Annotated in this window: 21 protein-coding genes; 2 read left to right on the top strand and 19 right to left on the bottom strand. The window is 40.5% G+C overall.

Annotation, left to right across the window (positions count from 1 at the left end; genetic code table 11):
• Positions 1-50: 50 nt before the first annotated feature.
• From ACZ42C_RS16500 to ACZ42C_RS16435, 14 genes are all read right to left on the bottom strand, one after another.
• A complete protein-coding gene (locus ACZ42C_RS16500; protein WP_461181569.1) occupies positions 51-1,334 on the bottom strand; it encodes an NCS2 family permease in 1,284 nt (427 codons plus the stop codon).
• Between the two features lie 103 nt (positions 1,335-1,437).
• A complete protein-coding gene (locus tag ACZ42C_RS16495) occupies positions 1,438-1,605 on the bottom strand; it encodes a hypothetical protein (RefSeq protein ID WP_461181568.1) in 168 nt (55 codons plus the stop codon).
• Positions 1,606-1,721: 116 nt separating this feature from the next.
• Entirely contained in the window at positions 1,722-1,850 is a 129-nt protein-coding gene (locus ACZ42C_RS16490) for a hypothetical protein (RefSeq protein WP_461181567.1), read from the bottom strand.
• 103 nt (positions 1,851-1,953) lie between these two features.
• The gene (locus tag ACZ42C_RS16485; protein ID WP_461181566.1) at positions 1,954-3,057 is read right to left on the bottom strand and encodes an ABC transporter permease; all 1,104 of its coding nucleotides are present in this window, start codon (positions 3,055-3,057) and stop codon (positions 1,954-1,956) included.
• Complete coding sequence (locus tag ACZ42C_RS16480; RefSeq protein ID WP_461181565.1) at positions 3,057-4,319, bottom strand: ABC transporter permease; 1,263 nt, start codon at positions 4,317-4,319, stop codon at positions 3,057-3,059. Before ACZ42C_RS16480 ends, ACZ42C_RS16485 begins: the two co-directional genes overlap by 1 nt.
• Positions 4,320-4,336: 17 nt before the next feature.
• Positions 4,337-5,269 (bottom strand): ABC transporter ATP-binding protein, encoded by a 933-nt coding sequence (locus ACZ42C_RS16475; RefSeq protein WP_461181564.1) that lies wholly within the window; start codon positions 5,267-5,269, stop codon positions 4,337-4,339.
• 143 nt (positions 5,270-5,412) lie between these two features.
• The gene (locus ACZ42C_RS16470; RefSeq protein ID WP_461181563.1) at positions 5,413-6,045 is read right to left on the bottom strand and encodes a response regulator transcription factor; all 633 of its coding nucleotides are present in this window, start codon (positions 6,043-6,045) and stop codon (positions 5,413-5,415) included.
• Positions 6,023-7,183, bottom strand: coding sequence for a sensor histidine kinase (locus tag ACZ42C_RS16465; RefSeq protein ID WP_461181562.1), 1,161 nt, complete (start codon positions 7,181-7,183; stop codon positions 6,023-6,025). The genes ACZ42C_RS16470 and ACZ42C_RS16465 overlap by 23 nt, the downstream gene beginning before the upstream one ends.
• A gap of 132 nt (positions 7,184-7,315) precedes the next feature.
• Positions 7,316-8,101, bottom strand: a complete 786-nt coding sequence (locus tag ACZ42C_RS16460; protein ID WP_461181612.1) for a cytochrome c oxidase assembly protein — start codon at positions 8,099-8,101, stop codon at positions 7,316-7,318.
• A 13-nt stretch (positions 8,102-8,114) separates the two neighbouring features.
• The gene (locus ACZ42C_RS16455; RefSeq protein ID WP_461181561.1) at positions 8,115-8,600 is read right to left on the bottom strand and encodes a DUF2243 domain-containing protein; all 486 of its coding nucleotides are present in this window, start codon (positions 8,598-8,600) and stop codon (positions 8,115-8,117) included.
• A 158-nt stretch (positions 8,601-8,758) separates the two neighbouring features.
• The gene (locus ACZ42C_RS16450) at positions 8,759-9,136 is read right to left on the bottom strand and encodes a DUF2512 family protein (protein WP_461181560.1); all 378 of its coding nucleotides are present in this window, start codon (positions 9,134-9,136) and stop codon (positions 8,759-8,761) included.
• Positions 9,137-10,039: 903 nt separating this feature from the next.
• On the bottom strand, positions 10,040-11,689 hold the full coding sequence (locus tag ACZ42C_RS16445) for a b(o/a)3-type cytochrome-c oxidase subunit 1 (protein WP_461181611.1): 1,650 nt from the start codon (positions 11,687-11,689) through the stop codon (positions 10,040-10,042).
• 38 nt (positions 11,690-11,727) lie between these two features.
• Positions 11,728-12,231 (bottom strand): cupredoxin domain-containing protein, encoded by a 504-nt coding sequence (locus ACZ42C_RS16440; RefSeq protein ID WP_461181559.1) that lies wholly within the window; start codon positions 12,229-12,231, stop codon positions 11,728-11,730.
• 187 nt (positions 12,232-12,418) lie between these two features.
• Positions 12,419-12,571 (bottom strand): cytochrome c oxidase subunit 2A, encoded by a 153-nt coding sequence (locus ACZ42C_RS16435; RefSeq protein ID WP_461181558.1) that lies wholly within the window; start codon positions 12,569-12,571, stop codon positions 12,419-12,421.
• Positions 12,572-13,370: 799 nt separating this feature from the next.
• Between ACZ42C_RS16435 and ACZ42C_RS16430 the strand changes: the two genes are divergently transcribed.
• A complete protein-coding gene (locus ACZ42C_RS16430; RefSeq protein ID WP_461181557.1) occupies positions 13,371-14,078 on the top strand; it encodes a NucA/NucB deoxyribonuclease domain-containing protein in 708 nt (235 codons plus the stop codon).
• Positions 14,079-15,147: 1,069 nt separating this feature from the next.
• Here the strand turns inward: ACZ42C_RS16430 and ACZ42C_RS16425 are convergent.
• Positions 15,148-15,567: a VOC family protein gene (locus ACZ42C_RS16425; RefSeq protein ID WP_461181556.1), complete on the bottom strand. Its 420-nt coding sequence runs from the start codon at positions 15,565-15,567 to the stop codon at positions 15,148-15,150.
• A 332-nt stretch (positions 15,568-15,899) separates the two neighbouring features.
• Positions 15,900-16,274 carry an e9imm peptide gene (locus tag ACZ42C_RS16420; RefSeq protein WP_461181555.1) on the bottom strand — a complete coding sequence of 125 codons (375 nt, stop codon included), beginning with the start codon at positions 16,272-16,274 and terminating at the stop codon, positions 15,900-15,902.
• A 383-nt stretch (positions 16,275-16,657) separates the two neighbouring features.
• On the opposite strand from ACZ42C_RS16420, the gene ACZ42C_RS16415 reads away from it, so the two are divergent.
• Entirely contained in the window at positions 16,658-17,482 is an 825-nt protein-coding gene (locus tag ACZ42C_RS16415; RefSeq protein ID WP_461181554.1) for a DUF6612 family protein, read from the top strand.
• A gap of 204 nt (positions 17,483-17,686) precedes the next feature.
• On the opposite strand, the gene ACZ42C_RS16410 is transcribed toward ACZ42C_RS16415, so the two are convergent.
• The 3 genes from ACZ42C_RS16410 to glmS all read right to left on the bottom strand — a co-directional run bounded on the left by ACZ42C_RS16410 (position 17,687) and on the right by glmS (position 21,924).
• Positions 17,687-18,508, bottom strand: a complete 822-nt coding sequence (locus ACZ42C_RS16410) for an ABC transporter permease (protein WP_461181553.1) — start codon at positions 18,506-18,508, stop codon at positions 17,687-17,689.
• A 15-nt stretch (positions 18,509-18,523) separates the two neighbouring features.
• On the bottom strand, positions 18,524-19,438 hold the full coding sequence (locus ACZ42C_RS16405) for an ATP-binding cassette domain-containing protein (RefSeq protein WP_461181552.1): 915 nt from the start codon (positions 19,436-19,438) through the stop codon (positions 18,524-18,526).
• 683 nt (positions 19,439-20,121) lie between these two features.
• Complete coding sequence (gene glmS / locus ACZ42C_RS16400) at positions 20,122-21,924, bottom strand: glutamine--fructose-6-phosphate transaminase (isomerizing) (protein ID WP_461181551.1); 1,803 nt, start codon at positions 21,922-21,924, stop codon at positions 20,122-20,124.
• Between the last annotated feature and the right edge of the window lie 411 nt (positions 21,925-22,335).

Here is a 22,335-nt window from a genome sequence, read left to right as displayed (position 1 = left end):
ATAAGAGAGCCCATTTGAAAAATCAAATGAGCTCTCTTATCTTAAAAGCTTTAACTTGCAAATTGCAATATGAAGGTCAGTAAAAATAGACCGGCTATAATATATAGTGTCAACGAAACGGTTCTTTCTTTTCCCGTAGTCAGTTTCAGCAGCGCATACAATATAAATCCCATCGCAATGCCGTCAGCGATACTGTAGGTGAAAGGAATCATAATAATGATAAAAATAGCTGGAAATGACTCCGTTAAATCCTGAAAGTTCAAGTTTCGGATGTTTTGCACCATAAGCGCCCCAATAATAATCAATATGGGAGCAATCGCATTGGCAGGAATGATATTGATATACGGGATTAAAAAAACAGTTCCAAGAAACAGCGTACCCGCCGTAATTGCTGTAAGCCCTGTTCTTCCTCCAGCTGCAATAGCAGCAGCGGTTTCCGCTGTGGATACGGTGGGGCTTGATCCAATAACACCGGAAAGCATGGAAGAAATACCATTTGCCTGATAGGCCTTCTTAAACTTTTCAGGTCTATTTGTCATATCCAGCTGTCCGGAAATCAAGCCGATATTTTCAAAAACGATCACCATCGTAATGGAGAATACTGCAATGATAAAAGGGAGCGATGCCCCATTTTCTATTGAAAAGGCACCGAACACCTCGCTATAGCCCTGCAAGGAAAAAGTATCATTTGCACGTGCAGGCAAAATGTTAAACATAAAAGCAATGCCTGTACCAATAAGAATGGTCCATAGAAAATGACCTTTTACATTGCGGATAAACAAAATCAATGCGATGGCGAGCGTCAGGATCGTGGCTAGTACGTGTGGATTACTCAAATCCCCCAACGCAATAATGGACTGATCTCCCCGTTCCACGAGATGACCGTTTTCCAGACCAATCAGCATGAGAAACAGTCCGATTCCAATTGTAATGGCTTCTTTCAGTGAATCGGGTATAGCATTGCTGATGATTGATGTTAACCTGGTAAAAGCGATAATGGTAAAAATCAAGCCGGATATGACCGTGACACCAAGCGCTTCCTGCCAGGAAAGCCCCATGGATTGCACCAATGTATAGGTGAACATAGCATTAATTCCCATGCCCGGTACGACCAGTATCGGTGCATTGGCCCAAAAACCCATCAGAAGGCACCCTGCAAATGAAGTTATAATCGTAGCCAGGATAGCACCTTCCAGCGGTATACCAGCCTCAGATAAAATCAGTGAATTCACCGCAATAATATATACAATCGTAAAAAAACCGGTGATCCCTGCTGACACTTCCTGTTTTACGGTGGTGTCGTGTTGTTGTAATTGAAAAAGGTTTTTCTTCATTCCTAATCCTTCTATTCAGTTATCCCTCTCCCAGCCCGCTCCAAAAAAGAGCCATATTACATTGTAGTAGTTTAACGTAATTTGTCAAATAGACGTAACTTTGTCAACGGCCACTTTTTCTTCCCCGCACTGATATTACAGGCGTCCTGTGACCGTATGCTTTACGAATTGTCTTTCTGGCTTCTGCCGGTGTTCTTGCATTAACAGATTTGATCCGTTTTTCTCCATCAATTTCTGCTTCTACAAGAAAGCATTTTGCACCACATCTCATGTATTTCACCTCTATTAGACCATTTTATCACGGGTAATAGAATGAAGCTGTGATAAAGTTAAGGGGACGAAGCTAACCAATTTGAGGAAGCAACTTTCGTAAAACTGATATGAGTATTATTCCAAACTATCCCACCAGCTTGTTTCCATATCGATCAGCCAGTGATTTCTCAGCATAAGCGCACGCTCCAGAGCTGCCAAAGTTCCAGCAATCACCAAAATGGTAACAAAATTAAGTAATAACACCTGTTATTCCACCTTAAAAGCAATACATTATTAAACAAACGTTTATTCAATTGAAAAGCGGATACCAAAAGTGCAGGGAAACCACGCTTTCCCTGCACTACTTTTAATCCATTCTCCGTTCCACTAAATTGATGCCGACTCCCATACAGACAACCCCGATTAACAGCATTAGCACCAATGGCAGTACAATCTCATTCCATCCTGCATCAAACAGTGCAATGTCCATTAAAGCTTCCATCGCATGAACCAGTGGGAATAAATCTGCGATAAACAAAAGAACAGGATTACTAAGCAGTCCGGGCGGCATATAAACACCGCTGATGATTGGTATAATCGGTATAATTGACGGGTAGACCATATTGAACTGCTCCGGCGTTTTCACAAACCCGGTAATTAACATGGATACACTTACCATGCTAAGGGAAAAAACAGCTGACACAGTAAGGATCAAGCCAAAATGATATCCTAAATCATAATTCAATACATAATTAAATATAACCAGTACAATTAAAATTTGTATAAACCCTATAAGGAAGCTGTAAAACAAGTGACCGGCATACATCCCTGTTTTACTTACAGGGGAAAGTATCATTCGATCCCATACCCCACTTACTTTATCCGAAGTCACCCCATTTACTTTAAAACCAATCGTAAACATGGCCATAAACAAAGTGAAACCGAAAAGTAATTGAAGTAGCATATTGTACTCGGGCACCTCTCCACCCTCAATAGACTCAATTTGCATCTGAAATGGCGCATCATCCAGATAAGCGTCTACTTGAGTACGGACCACTCCTGCATCCTCTGTTTCAGAAGCCGCATGTAACTGGGCCTCCTGTGTAAATACAGTATGAACATACGCTTCCAGTAATTGAACCGCTCTTGAATCGGACGCCGCAATTATCCGGTAATCTCTTTCAGACAGCTGAATGGCGGCTTCACTATTTCCATCTTCCACATCAATCCGCGCCTCTTCTTCATCGGTAATCACAAACCTATAATCCTGGTTTTCATTCAATAGAGCCTTCCATTTTTCTTCCACTACTACTTGATTTGATTCACTGCTAAAAATAGGTACATTCATTTCCGTGTGTTGATTAGTATCCGCAAAAATAAACGTTAAAAGTACACTCCCAATGATCATTAAAATGATATTCCATGGACTTCTAAGGTCCTTCTTTAATTGTGCTTTAAATACTGGCAGCATTAAGATCTCCCCCTTTCAGGAAACAATAGGATCCCAATGAGGAAAAAAAGGATAAAAAATCCGGCTTGTTTGATCAAAGGAACCGCAAAAGAAACAGTATCAGCATCTTGCAAAGAATCCATAAATAAAGATATCATTACGCCGGTCGGTGTCCATTCACTGAATACCTGCACCCATGCCGGGAACTGCTCCATAGGGAAGAAATTACCGCCTAAAGCAGCCATGATCATAATGAACACCGTAAACAGTCCATGCGCCGTATTGACATTTTTCATTCTTAACATCAATGACGTAAAAATTGCAGACATTCCGGCTACAATTAATGAAAAGAACGTGACAATCACAATAATACCCAGCCAAAATCCCACTGACTTTTCAGGGAAAATTCCCAGCAGAAGATCACTTACAAAAAATACAAGCATTAACTGTATCCAAGTCATTAAAAAAGTGGAAATAATTTTGCCCATTAAATAAGACAATGGACGGCTGTTCGTTAATAATATTCGATTGAAAACCCGTTCCCTTTTTTCCGTTTCCGTCTTTGCTGCTACTGTAGCAGCGATAAATAATGCAAAGAGTGAACTCATCGCAACCGTGAAATATTGCGCAAGGTCTAGTTCAACGGTATTTTCGTTAATTATCTCTCTGCCTCCCTGGGGCAATGCCGGGTCTGTTGGCTCCCCTTCTGTTAGAGCACCAAGTGCAAATTGAAAGTTAAGTGTTTCCATATAATTATCGATAAGACCGGTTAAGATATCTGTCTCAATGGAATGCTCTTCTATTTGAAAATGAATAGCTCTATCTGAAGGCTGATCAAGTATCAGCTGTCTTAAAACATCATACGTGAAACCTGCAGGAATTTTTATAATAGCGGCCAAATCACCATCTTCCACCTGCTTTTTCGCTTCATCCTCACTCATCTCCTCTGTATGAATCCAGGAACTTAGTTCAGGATCTTCAAATAGTGATACCATTAACTCACTCGGCGATAAGTTTACAGCCTGTTCCATCATCGCTTCTATCTCCGTTTCCGGCAAACCCATGTCCTGCAGCGATTCTTCAAATTGCTCGAAACCTGCAGCTTCATCATCTTCCAATACCAAACCTGCATTGATATCTCTTTCACCAGCATCCTCAAATGTAATTCCGGAAAAAACGAAATTTAATACAATGATAATTAATAAAGGTGCCAACAAAGATATCAGCACTTCTTTGCGATCACGCCAAAACACGAGCAAATCTTTTTTAGTAAATGAAATCATTTAATGCCTCCCTCCTCCTAGTCCCTTAATGTCCGGCCGGTTAGATGCAGAAAAACATCCTCTAGACTTGGTTTTTCCATTTGAAAATTCGTTAATTGAATACCTTCACTCTCTACTGCATGTACCAGATCGCTTAGAATATTACTTCCTTTTTTGGAAATAATCCGTATGCCATTATCGGTTTCATCCACATGTCGTATGTTGTTCAAAGATTTTATTTTGTCTATTACTTCATCACTCGTATCGCTCAAGTTTATTTGGATCGTATCCTCACTTGATAAAATACTTAACAGTTCATCCTTGCTGCCTGCAGCCACTACGCTGCCATGGTCCATAATATAGACACGCTCACATAATTGCTCCACTTCCTCCATATAGTGACTCGTGTAAAGCACCGTCGTCCCATTTTCCACGTTTAGCTTCCTGACAGTTTCCAAAATATGATTCCTTGATTGGGGGTCGATCCCGACGGTCGGTTCATCCAGAATGAGTATTTCAGGGTTATGCAACAGTGCAGCTGCAATGTTAACCCGCCGCTTCATACCTCCGGAAAAGGTTTTCACCAGCTCTTTTTGACGCTTTTCAAGTCCGACCATCTCAAGCACATATTGAATACGCTGTTCCAGCACGTTTCTTTTGACTCCGTATATTTCTCCAAAAAACTTTAGATTTTCATACGCAGACAATTCCTCGTATAAGGCGATTTCCTGAGGTACAATTCCAAGAACCTTTCTGATGTCTGCCGGATTTTTAATCGTACTTTTTCCATTTAATTTCACATCACCTGAAGTAGGTTTTATTAAAGAAGAAATCATGGAAATTGTGGTGGATTTTCCCGCTCCGTTAGGTCCCAGCAGGCCGATTGATTCTCCTTCATCCATATAAATATCAACTTCATCCACTGCTTTTTTTCCTTTATATGACTTCGTTAATTTTAATGTTTCAATCATATCTAAACACTCCCGTATCGATTGGTAGCTAAAATATACAATAAAAAAAACAGTGTCACCACTGTCTTTAGTCATTTTCATGATTATTTGCAATTACTTTGGTCATTTTATTTTTAATCATATCACTTCCTCTGTCCTGAACATCAGACCAGGTTATGACGAATAGCGTAAATAGCCAGTTGAGTCCTGTCTCTCAAATCCAACTTCTGCAGGATTTGACTTGTATTATTTTTCACTGTGCCTACGGATAATGCTAACCGGTCCGCAATTTCATGATTATTCAGCCCTTCTCCGATGCATGTTAAAACAGCACGCTCTCGCGGAGTCAATGAAGGGTCCGGTTTCTTTTCCTCCTGTCGGTCAACGAGCAGGGGCATTACCTTGGCAGCAACCTGATCTTCCACGGTCAGTCCTCCTTTTAATGCACTGCGGATGGATCTGATCAGTAAATCGGTATCCCCATCTTTTAAAATATAGCCGTTAACACCTATTTTTAGTGCATCCATGACGTATTCACTGTCATCAAACGTAGTTAAAATGAGTATTTTTGTTTGTTTAAAGCGGGATTGTATAGTCCTTGCAGCTTCAATACCGTTCATCACAGGCATTCGAATGTCTAGGATAGCGACATCAAATATCTGTTTTTCACAGAGGGCAATCGCTTCCATGCCATTGCTTGCCTCCCCGGTAACTTTCATTTTCTCATCAGTTTCTATCATCATCTTTAACCCCTGCCGCACCATCACCTGGTCTTCAGCCAACAGTATCCGTATCATTATGTGCCCCCTGCTCCCTAAGTTTTACAAAACCCCTGACAATGAATTGCTCTTCTGTTTTGAGTATTTCCAGCTCTCCGCCGATTTTTTCAAGCCTTTCCCGCATGGAAGTAAGTCCGAATCCTTCTTTTAATCGATGATTACTACTTACAGGGTTACTAATCTCAAAGCGAAATACACTGCCGCCGGGTGCTTCAAACGTTACCTCGGCCTCCCTGGCATTACTGTGTTTCATAATATTCGTTAACGCTTCCTGTACAGAGCGGAAAATGACAAAAGACTGCTCACCGGTCAAAGGGATTGTAAAAGCACCATGCTTGATGGAAAAATGAATGCGGATAAAGCTTTCCGTTTCCAGCTTTCTAATTAACCGTAAAACACCCTGCAGTCCCCCAGCATCATGTTGTTTTAACATTTTAACGGCATTGCGTGTTTCCTCCAGGCTTTCTCCTGCGAGTGTTTTCAAAGATTCGATCTTTACTTTGTCTTTTTCGTCTGCCTGCAGCCTGTATGCTTCCATTTGCATGAGGAGCGCGGTAAGTTTGTGACCAACGGAATCATGGATCTCATGGCCTACCAGCGCACGTTCTTCCTGTCTTGCTGTTTCGTCCCCGGCAGCAAGACGCCTTTTTATCCCCTTATATTCACTGAGAACTGCATCATATGCAGCGTAAATATCATCACTGTTGTTTTTCGTCTGTTTATAAAGAATTACGGCTGAAATGTAAAAGATAAAATATAAAAGAATAAAACTGAGGAGAGATATAGAAATTCCGGCATTCATGGCCACAGTCAACAATCCTGCAGCAGCTGCCGCCGTAACAATTGCAGCAAGACTGTTTGACAACCGATAGTATGCTTCTCCAACTAAGAGGGATAAAATCAGCAACAGGAATGGATTGAATGCTTCGTCCTGCATCGGGTACAGAATTATAACCGAAATAATGACATTAACAGTAAGCAGTATCATAATAGTAACCGGTTGGCGTTTAACAAGCGGCATGATAAAGAAAATAATGAAAAACACCGATAAACCAAGCAATCTCCATGTCATATCCGAGGTGTGCCCTGGAGAATACAGAAAGGCAAACATCCATGACAAAGCAGTATACAGGAACCATATCCAATATATTTTCATATTCATTTCCCTTCCCTGTTTGTAAATATCGTATCAGATAGCTATTTGGATAACAAATACTATTGGGAAGAAGTTTGTGAGAGTTTTCCGCTATATTCTTACTATATCTGCCTGCTTCCATACTTTCTCCTTTTATCCGGAAGCTTTCATTATTGTCTTTGGCGCTTTTGACCGGTACCAATGCAGACAGATGATATAAATAATTACAACATCAATAATATTTCCACCATAGTACATGAGCATACCGCCAGCCTCAGCTTGTTCACGCGCTACGCCCTCAGGAGGATACGCGTATATGTACTTGGAAAGAATCTGATGACCCGCCAATGCCAGAATGAAGACCACAGACCGGTACAAGTAACTGTACCGATGTGGAATTGGGTCGATATAGATCATTGCCGCTGTAAAAACATATCCGGCAAGAAAAACATGAAAATGGACAAGGAGATACAACCAGGTATATGTATGCATAAGATCAAATAAGCTTGTCGTGTAAAGCAGCCACAATCCGCCTATATTTAAAATAGAAGCTGTCACAGGATGTGTAATAAATTGAATATACCTGCTCCTCATTAACTTTGTTAATTTACGTGCCCCGCTAACAGGGAGCGCTCTAAGCAATAGCCGTATCGGTGATGACAAAACAAGCAGCAATGGAGATAACATTCCCAGCAGCAAATGACCAAACATATGTAAGGTGAAGTTCTTATGAACAGCTTCTGCGAGTGGGCCGATCATCACGATAAGCGCTGACATTATACCTGCAGTCCAAAGCATCGTGCGGAACCAAGGCCAATTACTAAGGTGATCTTTTTTATTGGAGAAAATAACCGCGGTGACATAACCCCCGACTGCAATTACAGATACACTGATAAAGAAAGCATTCCAAAAAGGTGTAATATTTATAGCGTGATGCATGTGTTCCAACAAATCACCCCTTCATCCGCCGATGCGCCCGGCGCATCATGATGAACCCGGTTATTAAAAGCAGCACGGCGGCAACATTCCATACCAAATCATATATCCAGAGATTTTCTACATATCTGATTTGATGTACCCGCAAAACTTTATGTTGAATTAATCCATCATACAGCTGAAAAAGGCCCGCTCCCACCAGTACGGAACCCCACCAATACAACCAGTTTAAAGATTGACGTCTTCTTAAATCCGCAAGCATGAATAAACCGCCAATAGTGGCAAACCAGCTAAAGGCATGGAATAAGCCATCCGATATCAACCCTATTTCCGTTGTAGAGCGATCATAAAAATGATGCCACTGCAGCAATTGATGAAAGACAGTTTCATCGATAAAGGCAATCATACCTAGTCCAAATAAAAACCCGGACCACCAATTCCGCTTTATGTAAAAAACTTCTTCCTTCACCTTCACATTAGCAACCTGTCCATGTTTTGACATTCTTTCCCTCCCACTTTCATACAAGTTATAGTTTATTACCCTTTATCTTTTACATATAAAACGTATATATGAGAAAGAAAATGCTATAGGCTATCCCGCTCCCCAGAAATTAATAAAAAAGCCGTTCTTAAAAAGAACAGCTTCTTTATTATTTACTATTAATGGGAAGTACCATAGCGTCGGTGCCCTACAGGACCATTCCGCATAATATAATGGTGGAAAAAATACTCTCCTACTGCGAGTATTACAGCGGAAGTAAGTGCTGCTCCAGCCATCGTACCCATATCTATACCGGTCAGCATGACTCCCATGATCCAAACGACTACCAGTGTTAAACCGAGGTCAGAAATGGTTGCTATTATATTTCCATTTTTAGGGAGAACTCCAAGATCACCAACAGCATAGGAAATTGCCCCAAGCACCACTGTAGTAATCAGTACGTTTACAAAAGACATTCCAAATCCAAGGCCAAGGACTAAATAAAGCACGACAAGCGTGAGCAAACCTTTAATCAACAATGCTTTTCCGTGTTCCATGATGACTCCCTCCCGTTGTTTAGCCAGAAAAACATCTGACGATTTTTAGTCCACTTAAATTTTTCTTGGACTTATTAGACTATTCCCATAGAATCTTTAGAAATAAACGGGATTTTTCCAATGTAAACAAAACTCTATAAAAGTATTCCTGCTTCATGCGTGTACTTGAGAGTGGTCCTATCATACATAGTCGGAGGGATTAACGACCGAGCGTGTACTTGAGAGTGGCTCTATCATACATGGTCGGAGGAATTAACGACCGAGCGTGTACTTGAGAGTGGCTCTATCATACATCATCGGAGGGATTAACGACCGAGCGTGTACTTGAGAGCGGCTCTATCATACATGGTCGGAGGGATTAACGACCGAGCGTGTACTTGAGAGCGGCTCTATCATACATGGTCGGAGGGATTAACGACCGAGCGTGTACTTGAGAGCTGCCCTATCATACATGGTCGGAGGGATTAACGACCGAGCGTGTACTCGAGAGAGGCTCTATCATACACCATCAGAGGAATTAACGACCGAGCGTGTACTCGAGAGCGGCTCTATCATACACCATCAGAGGAATTAACGACCGAGCGTGTACTTGAGAGCGGCTCTATCATACATGGTCGGAGGGATTAACGACCGAGCGTGTACTTGAGAGCGGCTCTATCATACATGGTCGGAGGGATTAACGACCGAGCGTGTACTTGAGAGCTGCCCTATCATACATGGTCGGAGGGATTAATGGTTGGGCATGGGTTTGATAGCAACTCTATCTAAAATAAAAATCTTATCCACAGATATAACAAAGCCCACATTCGGCATTTCCTTCAAAATCAAATACATTATAATAAAAAAGCCCCCGAACTTTCATGAATGAGAAATCCGGGAGGCTTTCCAACCCTATCTATAAAGCTAGTTATTCCCAATTGGCCAGGAAAACGGTTCTGACCCAACAGGCGCGTACTGAATAATGTCCATAATTGGTATGGTGTAAGCAAATAGAATCAAGGCAATGGTAATAGCAATCCATAACCCCCATCTTTCCAGCCATGCCGGTGTTGGTTCTGCATCTTCTTCCTCCTCGGCAAGCGGATATTCCTGCTCACCTTTAGGTGCAAAGAACGCCAAGTGAACAGCAATATAGACGATGAGAATAATCCCAATAAAGAGGATGCTGCCGCCTACTGCCTGTGCCATCTGATACCAGCCCCATTCAGCAACTTGCTCCCCTCCGGCATATTCCGAATATGCAGAGCGGCGCGGCCCACCAAGCAGACCTTGAATGTGCATGGCACCAGACATAATTGCCATACCTACTACCCAAACGATCGTTTGAACAATACCCAGGTTATTCATTTTTTTCGTCAGCTTACGGCCGGATAAGTGCGGAATAAGCCAGTATCCAATCCCAAAGAACGTTAGAATTACTGTTGTTGCTACTGTTAAATGGAAATGGCCTGTTACCCATATCGTATTATGGACCACTGTATTTAATTGATAGGAAGCATTAATCAGACCACCAATCCCGCCCGGTACAAATGCAAGCATCCCAATAAAAGGTGCTAAAAAGCGTACATCTTTCCAAGGCAAACCTTTTAACCAGGAAAAGAATCCGGTATACCCTTTTTTCCGTCCGGTAATTTCAAAAGTGGCAAACATGGAAAATGCAGTCATCAAACTTGGTATCACAACGGCAAACGTTAAAACAACTTGAATAAACTTCCATGTAGTGTCAATCCCAGGTTCTGTTAACTGGTGATGAAGCCCGACCGGAATAGAGAAAAATATGAATAAAACAAAGGAGAATTTAGCAAGCGCATCACTAAATATTTTTCCGCCAATAATTTTCGGTATAATGGCATACCAGGCCATATATGCAGGCAACAGCCAGAAATAAACCAATGGATGCCCAAAATACCAGAATAACGTTCTGCTTAATAAAACATCAATCGTTGCTGCATATCCTAAAGACCAAGGAATAAATTGCAGCAGTACAGTTGTTGCAACCCCAAGCGTGGCGATAAACCACATAATCATATTGGCTACGACCATAAAGGCCGGTAAAGGTGATTTCTGACCAGGATGTTCCTTTTTCCATACATATAATTGACGAAAGTTAACAAAAACAGCAATCCAGCTTCCTACGACTACCAGCGCGAGTCCCATATAAAAAACGGGGTGAGCCTGGAGCGGTGCATAAAATGTGTAAAGTACAGAAGCCCTGCCCAACAAAATCATCGTGGCCGACATTAATGTTCCGGCCAACATTACCCAAAAGCTGAGCCAACCCAGTTTTCGCTGGGTATCTGACATGCCCACGGATTTACCCATTAAAGAAAATTGAAATCCGATAATAAAAAATGTTGTCATAACGAGACCAAGCATCACACCATGGACAGTCAAAATCTGATAATAATCAAGCCATGCAGGCAAGTTAAAATTTCCGGAACGCTCAAGAACCTGGAGCAGTCCCATTAATCCACCAATAAACAAGGATATAAATGAAAAGCCAATAAAAGCTCTGTATAAATTCTTTTCTTTTTTCGATAATGTCAGCGGCATACTCTTATCTTCATAAAATGTTTCTTTTGCCAGTTCCATTATTCATACACCTCCACAGTCGCATACATCAGGTGATGCCCCGTACCACAGTATTCATTACAGACCAGCGTATAATCACCGGCTTGAGTCATTTCCACTTCCATCGCACTAATATATCCAGGCTCCACCATCATATTCACGTTCGTCCCTGCAATATTAAATCCATGGACGACATCGGGTGAGGTTGCCTGTACTAGCAATTTAGCACCTTTCGGGATGCGGATATGAGAAACAGCATCACCATTTTCGTCGGTTCCTAAGTCATAATTGAATGAAGACGCTATTACATTTAATACATACTCATTTTCCCCAACTTGCGTCAAACCGAGGTTTTCTTCCTGAAACGTTTCCACTGCTTCGATATTATTTGGGTCTATGGTAACCCCATGGCTTTGCGGGTGTGTTCCCAAATAAAATGCTCCATATCCTAAAATAATAAGAAAAATAACCAGCCCGGCAATTCCAAGCCTGAGCCAATGCTTTTCGTATCGATGTAAATGCATATTTATTCCTCCTCTTTTTTCCAATTTTAAATCTTGTTTCATCATTGAAAGAAACAACTTAATCAATGAATGATAAATGCTATTTCTGAATGAGCGTTCTAATAGATGTCTTGGATACTAGTTCCTTTCTCCGATGTGCATCATAAGCTTCTTTCCAACTCGCCACATTAAATAAGTTGTCTATAAACTACGAGACCAGGAAAGTTAATCCTCTTACATTAAATAGAATAAAAGTTCCAACCACCCCGATCACCATTAATATCCCTAATAGCGTTACAAAAAAAGCAGTTCCTCTCAGATCCGGCTCTTTATGCTGATCATGTTTCTTTACTGGTTCCATTTTTTAACCACTCCTTACATATGATTGTTAAATCTTTTTCTAACTCAATTTTACCTAATTAACAAGCAGATTTATCAGGTGTTAGAGCGGTTTCATAAATTAGACAAAAACACGTACAAACTGCCATCTAAGAGTTTTTCTAACTTAAAGGTAAAATAACTTTATGAACAAATTATGTATATAGTGAGAATATTTCTTTGATAACCAGGGTTATTAAGGTGCATATATTTTTTATACAGTTACGTTTACTGTTATAAAATACCTAAAAAAATAATAATCCGCTGATCATTTATTATAAGATCAGCGGATTAATAAGTGCTTATTAGATAGAGAATAATGAGGTCTGTTACTTGATAGCCTCCCATACAGATCTACGGTTTTTTTCGATCACTTCTTCATTGCCAAGCTTCCAGTCAAGATAAGATCACAGTTGCTGTAATGCTTCATCACTAATTTCAAAAAGGGTAGAAGGACAGCTTCTGGATTCAATCCTTTAGGCAAATCGGTTTTCAACGTGTATCTTTTTCTTGTTTCCAAAAAGTTTGATTGCATTATTCCCAATTGAACCCGATGATTTCCATTTGTTCTTTACTTCGTGGCCCGAATTTTTTTATCATGCTCTTTGTAATCACTGTTTTGTTGAGTATTAATTTAGTTTTTTAGGAAAATTTACTCTTGTAAAGAATGGGATTAATGGTAACTTATGTAATTGAAGGGCGGTGAAAAATGCATAAGTGTAGTAAACAATTATTTGCTACATGAATTTATATGACCGTTATACCTCAAAAGAACACCTAATATGTTGGCAGAAGCAGGCCAGCATTGGAAGTATGCGATGGATAACCCGGAACAGACCAGGCCGGCAATGAACGGAAAGTATATTCCTGGTGAGGTTGGTGATAGTACCTTGACACGTATGTATACGAGGCGCCACGAGGAAGAATACAATCGCAATAGGTCAAAAACAAGAAGTACTTGTGACCGGGAATTTGCAGATGAGGATAGGACCGGCAAGGATTGTGACGAGTATCCGTTTGCTTCCACGTGGGAAGGATCTTCGACGAATGGATCAGACAATTTTTCTGTGAGCCTTATCTCTTCAGACTCCAATCAGGCTGCAGGAAGATGGCTGGGTGCCTGGTATGCATATGACCGTATCTTAGACGGAGATCAATTCCATGTTGAAGTGGAAGCTCCTGAGAAAATTGCGACGATCCGTTCTGAAGGTCAGCCGCAAGATGGCCAGCAGAACCGTTCCAGTGATAATTTCTCTATTCAGAACATACCATCCTATGCGACCAAGTTAGCGTGGAAGATCGTTGATGGTCCAACTGATGCCACGTTCGATGTTATGATAGACATCAGTTTCGGCATTGATGAAGCCATCTTCATTGCCCTCCAGGATGGATCAGAAACAGAAATCGAAACCGGAGATGAATTTTATATTGCCAGACCGGAAAATACGAACGGAGAAAGCTTCACTGTCGAAGTTTATGCAATTCCGTAATATAACTTTAAAGGCTGTCCTATAACTCTTAAAGGACAGCCTATTTCTTTATTAGAGAAACGTGATTATCTTATTTGCTAATCAAGAAATACTACGGAGTGATAAAGAGTATATAAACGGATAAGGGACTCTTGAAGAACCATATCTAAAAATATATGTGCTCCACTTAGAAGTGGATTGGTTTTCTGATTATTCCATATTCATTATAATAAGAAGTTGATTTGATTGAAAATAAGTGAATTACCTACGGAAACAGGTGCCAGCTCCCCAACCATCATTCACTATGAGAATACAATTCCCTGCGCTGGAATCTTGGTCTTATTCCTATTTCACAGGAGGGAGTTTATTCAACTTTGATGGAGATTCTCCATTTTTCCCCTGTTTAAATTCTCAGAAAAACTTTCTTACTGCATAAAAGCAACTAAGTTTTCACCTTAAGTCTTGGGAATAACCAAGTTTTCTAATAATAATTATAAGAATGGTAAATAAATCGTTCCTTTTTATCTTTTTTAAAAAAGAACAAATAATCCCTCAGTAACTACAGTATAGATGCGCGCGATGTGTTATAATAAAGTCACAATAGATCGGCTTCGCATGAGGGGTTTGGCAGCACTGTCGCTCGTCCGTTTAGTCTTCCGGTGGGAGGCTTCCCGGGGAGGGAGGTGTATGCCTATGGACATTGTTAGTTCGTTAACGCTTATGATTTCCTTCGGGATGTTAGTAGCGTTTATCGTTTCCGATAATAACCATAAAAAATAATCCCTCATGCACTTTAGCAGGTCCGTGAGGGATTATTTTCTCAAGCTGACTTTCCCCTCTTGACGGGGTTCGGTCTATTGAGGCCGCTCCATGTGTCAGCATGGACGGTCTTTAATATTGTATGCACTTCTTACCTTTCTATGTTAATTATACCACGAAATCAAAGCTTGTACACATTATAAATTTTTTAACTACTATTCCTATATATGATTCGTTTTACCTTGATTAATGATTCTCAGTTGAATCACCTTCAATAACGAAAGGCCACTTGATGCCTGAAACCCCTCCACCAGTAATGTTTATTCCAGCACTATTTATTTTCAACCGGTCTTGAACTCAGATGTTCTATAAAGCGCAGCAGATACCCATCAGGGTCAAGTAAAAGAACTTCTATATCACCCAACATTTCCTCTCCCCTGCGATACCAATTTTCTTCAGGACCTAATTTTATCGGGAAGCTGTGCGCGTGCATCGCTTGGATAATATGATCCAATTTTTCGACTTCTATAGATAAATTCATCCCTCTTCCATACGGGTACTCCAACACAGCTGTATCCCAATATCCATTATACTGTTCTATCATTATTTGGCTGCCTTCGAGGTTTATAAAAGCAAAATGATGTTCCGGTCTTTGATATTGAATTGTGAAACCGAGTACTTTTGTATAAAACCAAAGACTTCGATCAAAATCCGAAACACTTAATTCAGGAATAAGCCGGTTAAAATTCATTATAAATTCCTCTCCCAACGTAACTTATATATTCAGGATCAACCTCTTTACAATCAAGCTCCTTTTTGAGGAAAAGTTTCACCGTCACTAATGCAATTGAAAACGGAATGATTCCCAAAATGGTAAATTATATCTGTCAATCCAAACATGACAAAAATGATGATCCCCAGCAATGCTGGTATAAGTTAGATGAGCCCACCCAGCTTTGCATGAAGTAAGCCTTCATCCATTCCAGGCACGTTTCTCAATAAACTTGCGTGCAAATATAACCACTGGCATTACTAAGCTAAACATGAGTAATGCAGATATTACATGAGCCGTCCAAGTAAAAGTCACAGGTTAATGGGCTTATACGATAAAGCTTTATTTACTACTTCCTCAGGAGTCAAGTTATCATAATAAATATAGTCGGTAATATTAGGATCTATAACCCCATCACAAAGTTTCTGGACCATAAGATCTATCTCATATTCCTGGTAATCCTTAGAATTTATAATTTCTCTAACCAGGTCAATTAACTCATCTTTTGATAAATCACCAGGCTTAACAATTTGATAGTTCATTGCATAATTTGCAATATATTCCGGCCCTTGATCACCATTAAATAATTGTGCTGCATCCGGGTATGGAACTTTTTCCTGGAACCTCCTTAGTAATTCCTTGTAAGGTTCCCCTGAGTCTTGCTTATAATAAATTTCTTCTGCCAACTTAATAATTTGTTTCTTCTCTTCAATTGCGATTTCTCATCCCTCCTTTGATTTCTCCTCAAATAATTATTCTGCACTTTATTAAATTATCCTTCAAATTGCCAGGGATAAATTTTTCTTTTAGTGAACGAACACTGCAACGATTAAAATGGATTCCGTCTAACATAAGGCATTTCAAAAACGTATCATACATAGCAGACCAGTGAACCCAAATTCTAAAGCTGTATTCCGAATATTCGTTAAGAAGATTAAAATAAACTGTAAAGAATTTCAATTACCGTCATCCCAGACATCCTTATTTCTTTTTTGAGAAGCTCTCATACTTGCTTTAATATGTTAAAATAAGGAAGGTTCTAAATAAATTAAAATGGGAGATTTTTCAAATGAGAAAAATATGTTTTATTTTTTTACTTTTTATTACCGCTTCATCCTGTGTCGCGAAAGAAGAAACAGAAGGCTATAACAAGATGTCTATTGAAGAACCTGATGAAAAAATGGACATTATAGAAAAAGCGCTTGCTGCAGAAGAGGAGATCCAAAGCATGAAATCAATAACGATATTATCACAGCACATTTCAGGCGATGCAATCGATGAGGAAACCACAATGCAGGTTGATAATAACATCATGTTTGATCCGCTTTCTTCCATTATACATGTATTGACAACCACATTAGGCCAGGAAGTGGAATTTGCCATGTACTCTAACGAAGATGCTACTTATTTCACAGATAATCCGAACACGGAGAATGAAGCTTGGCAAACACTTCCTGATACAGATCACGAAGAAATCATTACAGATTATAAAAGTCCCCCTTCCTTTATCAATTATGACATTTTACGCGAGAATATAGATGAATTGTCCATGAAGGTGGTAGACGATGATGACATTGCCTATTATGAATTAGCCTTCAATGGAGACTCTAATATTTATCATCAATTACTATCTCAAAATAATATTATTGATGCAGCAGAAGAGCAGGCTTCAGTAGATGATTTTACACTTACTGTAAAGCTTGAGAAAGATACGGGTCACCTCATCGAGTTCGTTACAGAAATGTATGGAACCATGGATTTTGAAGGAGATGATATTAACCTTTTTGAAACCATGACTTACTATGTTGAGGGTATTAATATATTTGAAGACGAAGATGAATTTATTCTGGTTCCAAACGGACTCCAAGAGTATATTGATGGAAATAAGGAATAAAAGTTAATGGTATGATTCGGAAAGAATGAATGAGAAATTGGCTACAAAAATGACAAAGTCACGGAACGCCTCACTTCGATTGAGCGAATCTTGCCGGAAGTAGAATAATACGCTTTATTTCACAGCTTACTTCAGCAAATGAGCGTATATAAAAGCAGACCATCCATTCTATATTGAAGGTCTGCTTTTATTGATATTTACCACTTAACTGTTTGCTCGCCTAAAGCTTAAGGTGGCAAGTAAAATCAGGAGCGCTGTGAATCCCAGTAAGAAGAAAACTTCACCAGTCATGGTTACAGGCTGGCCAAAAAATGTAAGATTGAGACCCATTTCCTCCTGCACCGCCGCATCCAGGCTCTCCACATCAATCATTATATGTTTCATTAGATCAACGCCATAGGTGACCGGGTTCAGTGTCACAAGGAAATCTACCCAACCGGGCATATTATTAAGCGGAAATAAGGCACCCGATAGAAAGATCATCGGCATTACAAGAATGTTTACCGCCAGCTGAAATCCCTGCATGGAATTAAGCAGGCTCGCCACAAGCAGACCTAATGACGAAAAGGCACAAGCAATCATAAACATTACAGGGAGTACTAGAAAAAACGAAACAAGATCAATTCCTATACCGAGCACAGGAAGGAGTATAAACATCATGACACCCTGCAAGAAAGCGACAGAAGCGGAGCCAAGCATTTTGCCAATGGCAATATTTACCCGGGACACCGGTGACACAAGAATTTCTCGCATATAACCAAAATCACGGTCCTGTATAATTGAAAGCGATGAAAAAATTGATGTCATCAGCAAGGTCATTGCGACAATTCCCGGGAAGATAAACTCTGTATAATTAAAGTTCTCTGCATTGGTCCCCGCACTAACCAATGATTCCATCGAACCACCCATCCCAATGCCAAATACTACCAGAAATAAAATAGGCATGGAAAAAGATCCAACCATCCGGGGCCGGTCTCTGAAAAACTTAATGATATCCCGCTGCCAAATGGCGATAATTCCTTCCACCAATCATCCCTCCTCTTAGTCTCTGATGTCACGACCCGTAAATGATAGAAAAACATCGTTTAGTGTAGGCTTTCGAATATCCAGTCCAGTTAACGGTGTTTGCAACGTTTTGATAAAACCGGAAACAAACGCATCGCTGTTTTCCACCTTGCAATAGATGACATCATCTTTAAGCGATAACTCCACCACATTGAAGTTATCCCTGATTTCCTTCATGGCAGCTTCATTGTCGCTTGTGGTAATTTCGATAATATCCCCGCCGAGCTGCTGCTTTAACCGTTTTGGTGTATCAATCGCAATAATTTCCCCATGATCCATAATAGCAATCCGATCGCTGATTTCTGCTTCATCCAGATAGTGGGTTGTCAGGAACATCGTAATATTTTCTTTTTCTTTCAGCCTTAATATATATTCCCAGACATGCGCACGCGTTTGTGGATCCAGCCCCACTGTCGGCTCATCAAGAAAGAGCACCTTTGGATAATGAAGCAGCCCGCGGGCAATTTCCAAGCGGCGCTGCATGCCGCCGGAAAATTTCTCTACCAACGTATTGATACTTTCCTGTAAATCTACAATTTCCAGCACCTCATCGATTCGATGTTTTCGTGAAGCACGGGGCACACCATAGAATTTACAATGCAGCATTAAATTTTCCTTGGCGGTCAATTTTTCATCCAGCGTATTTTGCTGGAAAATGATTCCGATGCTCTCCCGCACCCGGTTCTGCTGTTTTATCACATCATAGCCATTGATGGTGACTGTCCCACTCGTAGGCTGCAACATGGTTGATAAAATATTGATTGTCGTGCTTTTTCCTGCCCCATTCGGTCCAAGAAACCCGAAGATTTCTCCTTGTTCCACATTAAAGCTGCTATTGTTGACAGCCTGAAATGATTTATAACGTTTATTTAAATTACGAACCTCGATCAACGCTGTTCCCCCTTTTTTGCTGCGCTTCCTTATATCAGGCTCACATGCCTTCCTTTATTTTCCAACCAAGGATAAATTAAATCTATTCCTATTAGAGCACCATTCTGAAGAACTAACAATATTAGACAATTTGGCGAACTACAATCTAATGGTTCAATTTACTTATTATATTGACGAACTCTTTTTTAATTTCTTCTCATACCCATCGCTGTACCGGACTTTTGGAATTATATAATTCCTTAAATTAGAATAAGTATAATACTTCAATAGGAAAAGCATTAATGCTTATGTGTCAATATCTACCCATCCTAACCATCAGTAAAAGTGAATTCACTAGTTATTGTAAACTTAAACCCTGACATAGAGGTAATCTAATCAAATATTGTAATCTTCTATTTTTTGTTTTAAAAGTATAGCCACTATCTTTATTTTAAATTTAAAGACACAATTAAAGTCAATATATTTGATTATAAAAAACCGAAAGTTTGCTGATTTGCAACCAGTAAACTTTCGGCTTCAGGACCTATTACAAAAGTACCGGTATTTTTTTTAGTGTAACACCAAAGCTGCTACTGTTACCATAACTTTTGCTTAGTAATCACAACATTTTTCCAGTTACTTTTATTTTTGACAAGTTACTGTTTTTTTGTAACGCAACATGAATTTTCCAAACAAAACTATTGTCACTCCACTGTTACACTTTTCGCCAAATTCCTCGGCTTATCAACATCACACCCGCGGTGCAACGCAGCGTAATAGGACAATAACTGCAGGGGTACGACACTGACAAGCGGCGTCAGTAATTCATGGACTGCCGGGATCACAAAAGCATCTGTATCCCGCTCCAGGCCCTTCATACTAATCATCAGATCATTTGCACCCCTTGCAACCACTTCTTGCACATTGCTTCGGATGGCGTAATTGACATTTTCCTGCGTAGCCAGCGCGATGACCGGTGTGCCTTCTTCAATTAAAGCAATTGTCCCATGCTTCAATTCACCGCCGGCAAACCCTTCTGCCTGGATGTAGGAGATTTCCTTCAGCTTCAATGCGCCTTCGAGGCTGACATGGTAGTCCGTTCCCCGGCCGATGAAAAAAGCATTGCGGGAAGTCGATAAATATTCCTTCACCAGTTCTTCCATGGTGCTCTTCTGGTCTGTCAACACTTCCATGGCATTGGCCACAATCGCCAATTCCTGCATTGGGTCAAAGTCCAGCTTCAGCCCTTTTGCTTTTGCTGTGTCCACTGCGAGCATAGCCAGCACAGCGATTTGTGCTGTATAAGCTTTCGTTGATGCTACCGCAATTTCCGGTCCTGCATATAAATGCAGCGTGTAATCCGCTTCACGGGAAAGGGTGGATCCTGGCACATTGGTGATCGTCAGTGCCGGATATCCCATTTCCTTTATTTTAACCAATACAGAACGACTGTCTGCTGTTTCCCCGCTCTGGGAAATAAAAATAAATAATGGCTTCTCGGACAATAATGGCATATGATAGGAAAATTCACTGGCTATATGCACCTCTGTCGGGATATTTGCCATTTTTTCCAGAAATGCTTTACCGACGAGCCCCGCATGGTAGCTGGTGCCGGCTGCAATAATATAAATACGGTCAGCAGCTTGCATTGCATTTCGAATAGCTGCATTCAGCTTCAGCTCATTGTCCGACTCCTGGTATTCTTTCATAATCCTGCGCATAACAAAAGGCTGTTCATCAATTTCCTTTAACATAAAATGAGAATAGGTACCTTTTTCGGTATCCGCGGCATCGATCTGTGCTGTGAAAGGTTTCCGATCCACAACGGTGCCAGTCAGCTTTTGCACTTCCACAAAATGGCGGCTGACCACCACGATTTCTCCGTCATGGATTTCCAGATATTCATCCGTCCATTTCAACGTGGCCATCGCATCGCTTGTGACTACATTAAATCCTTCTCCCAATCCAACGAGGAGCGGACTTTTATTTTTTGCCACATATACATTTTCATGATCCTGATGGTCTATTAAAGCAATGGCAAAGGAACCTTTCAGCAACCGTATGGTGTCCCGAAAAGCCGCTGCTGTATTTTGCGTACTTTCTGCCATTTTTTCCATGAGTTGAACGATTACTTCTGTATCCGTATCACTTTTCAGGTCTACATCATGCAGATGTTCCTCGCATAATTCCTGATAGTTTTCGATAACACCATTATGAACGAGCGTAAATCTGCCGGATGCACTTTGATGCGGGTGTGCATTTTCTTCGCTCGGCACTCCATGTGTCGCCCAGCGGGTATGACCAATTCCCATGGTTGCCTGAATGAAATGATCGACATGTTCTCTAAGTGCTGCAATTCGCCCTTTTACTTTAAAAAGGTGGACACCCTGATCATTCAGCATAGCGATTCCTGCTGAATCATAACCGCGGTACTCCAGCTTTTCCAGCCCATTTAATAAAATTTCCTTCGTATCGTTTTTTCCGATAAACCCTACAATTCCACACATAACGTTGTGGCCTCCTTTTTCCAGCAAGGGGCAGTCAACGTCATCTTATTTCATTTTAGACAGGAGAAAATCCTGTCCGGGGGCGTTGTACTGCCCCTTTCCCGTGATTGGTCAGCATTCTGCTCCATTCCTTTGGCCAACAAGTTGCCTCGTTGTTTTAAGAATGAGCATCACGATTGGAATGTACAACCGGAAGGCATCCGCCGAAAAACTCGATAACCTTCACCTCGTCAACTATTTTCGTTTACCGGTCAGAAAATAGTTCTGGCGCTTTCGGATAAATCTCTTTTGCTATGCTCCTTTCTGTTTTTGAATGAAATAGCACAATTCATTCTAACTGAAAATAACCATATTGGTCAATCATTACTTATGTGCCAATAGTTATTTTATGACAATTCGCTGTAAAAAGTT

Source organism: Virgibacillus kimchii, from assembly GCF_055379185.1.
This window is presented reverse-complemented; position numbering and strand designations above follow the sequence as displayed.

What these genes read in the sequence shown, in the direction of transcription:
- ACZ42C_RS16500 (WP_461181569.1), bottom strand. Translation starts at nt 1,334, where the DNA reads ATGAAGAAAAACCTTTTTCAATTACAACAACACGACACCACCGTAAAA.
- ACZ42C_RS16495 (WP_461181568.1), bottom strand. Translation starts at nt 1,605, where the DNA reads ATGAGATGTGGTGCAAAATGCTTTCTTGTAGAAGCAGAAATTGATGGA.
- ACZ42C_RS16485 (WP_461181566.1), bottom strand. Translation starts at nt 3,057, where the DNA reads ATGCTGCCAGTATTTAAAGCACAATTAAAGAAGGACCTTAGAAGTCCA.
- ACZ42C_RS16480 (WP_461181565.1), bottom strand. Translation starts at nt 4,319, where the DNA reads ATGATTTCATTTACTAAAAAAGATTTGCTCGTGTTTTGGCGTGATCGC.
- ACZ42C_RS16475 (WP_461181564.1), bottom strand. Translation starts at nt 5,269, where the DNA reads ATGATTGAAACATTAAAATTAACGAAGTCATATAAAGGAAAAAAAGCA.
- ACZ42C_RS16470 (WP_461181563.1), bottom strand. Translation starts at nt 6,045, where the DNA reads ATGATACGGATACTGTTGGCTGAAGACCAGGTGATGGTGCGGCAGGGG.
- ACZ42C_RS16465 (WP_461181562.1), bottom strand. Translation starts at nt 7,183, where the DNA reads ATGAAAATATATTGGATATGGTTCCTGTATACTGCTTTGTCATGGATG.
- ACZ42C_RS16460 (WP_461181612.1), bottom strand. Translation starts at nt 8,101, where the DNA reads ATGCATCACGCTATAAATATTACACCTTTTTGGAATGCTTTCTTTATC.
- ACZ42C_RS16455 (WP_461181561.1), bottom strand. Translation starts at nt 8,600, where the DNA reads ATGTCAAAACATGGACAGGTTGCTAATGTGAAGGTGAAGGAAGAAGTT.
- ACZ42C_RS16450 (WP_461181560.1), bottom strand. Translation starts at nt 9,136, where the DNA reads ATGGAACACGGAAAAGCATTGTTGATTAAAGGTTTGCTCACGCTTGTC.
- ACZ42C_RS16445 (WP_461181611.1), bottom strand. Translation starts at nt 11,689, where the DNA reads ATGCCGCTGACATTATCGAAAAAAGAAAAGAATTTATACAGAGCTTTT.
- ACZ42C_RS16440 (WP_461181559.1), bottom strand. Translation starts at nt 12,231, where the DNA reads ATGCATTTACATCGATACGAAAAGCATTGGCTCAGGCTTGGAATTGCC.
- ACZ42C_RS16435 (WP_461181558.1), bottom strand. Translation starts at nt 12,571, where the DNA reads ATGGAACCAGTAAAGAAACATGATCAGCATAAAGAGCCGGATCTGAGA.
- ACZ42C_RS16430 (WP_461181557.1), top strand. Translation starts at nt 13,371, where the DNA reads ATGTTGGCAGAAGCAGGCCAGCATTGGAAGTATGCGATGGATAACCCG.
- ACZ42C_RS16425 (WP_461181556.1), bottom strand. Translation starts at nt 15,567, where the DNA reads ATGAATTTTAACCGGCTTATTCCTGAATTAAGTGTTTCGGATTTTGAT.
- ACZ42C_RS16415 (WP_461181554.1), top strand. Translation starts at nt 16,658, where the DNA reads ATGAGAAAAATATGTTTTATTTTTTTACTTTTTATTACCGCTTCATCC.
- glmS (WP_461181551.1), bottom strand. Translation starts at nt 21,924, where the DNA reads ATGTGTGGAATTGTAGGGTTTATCGGAAAAAACGATACGAAGGAAATT.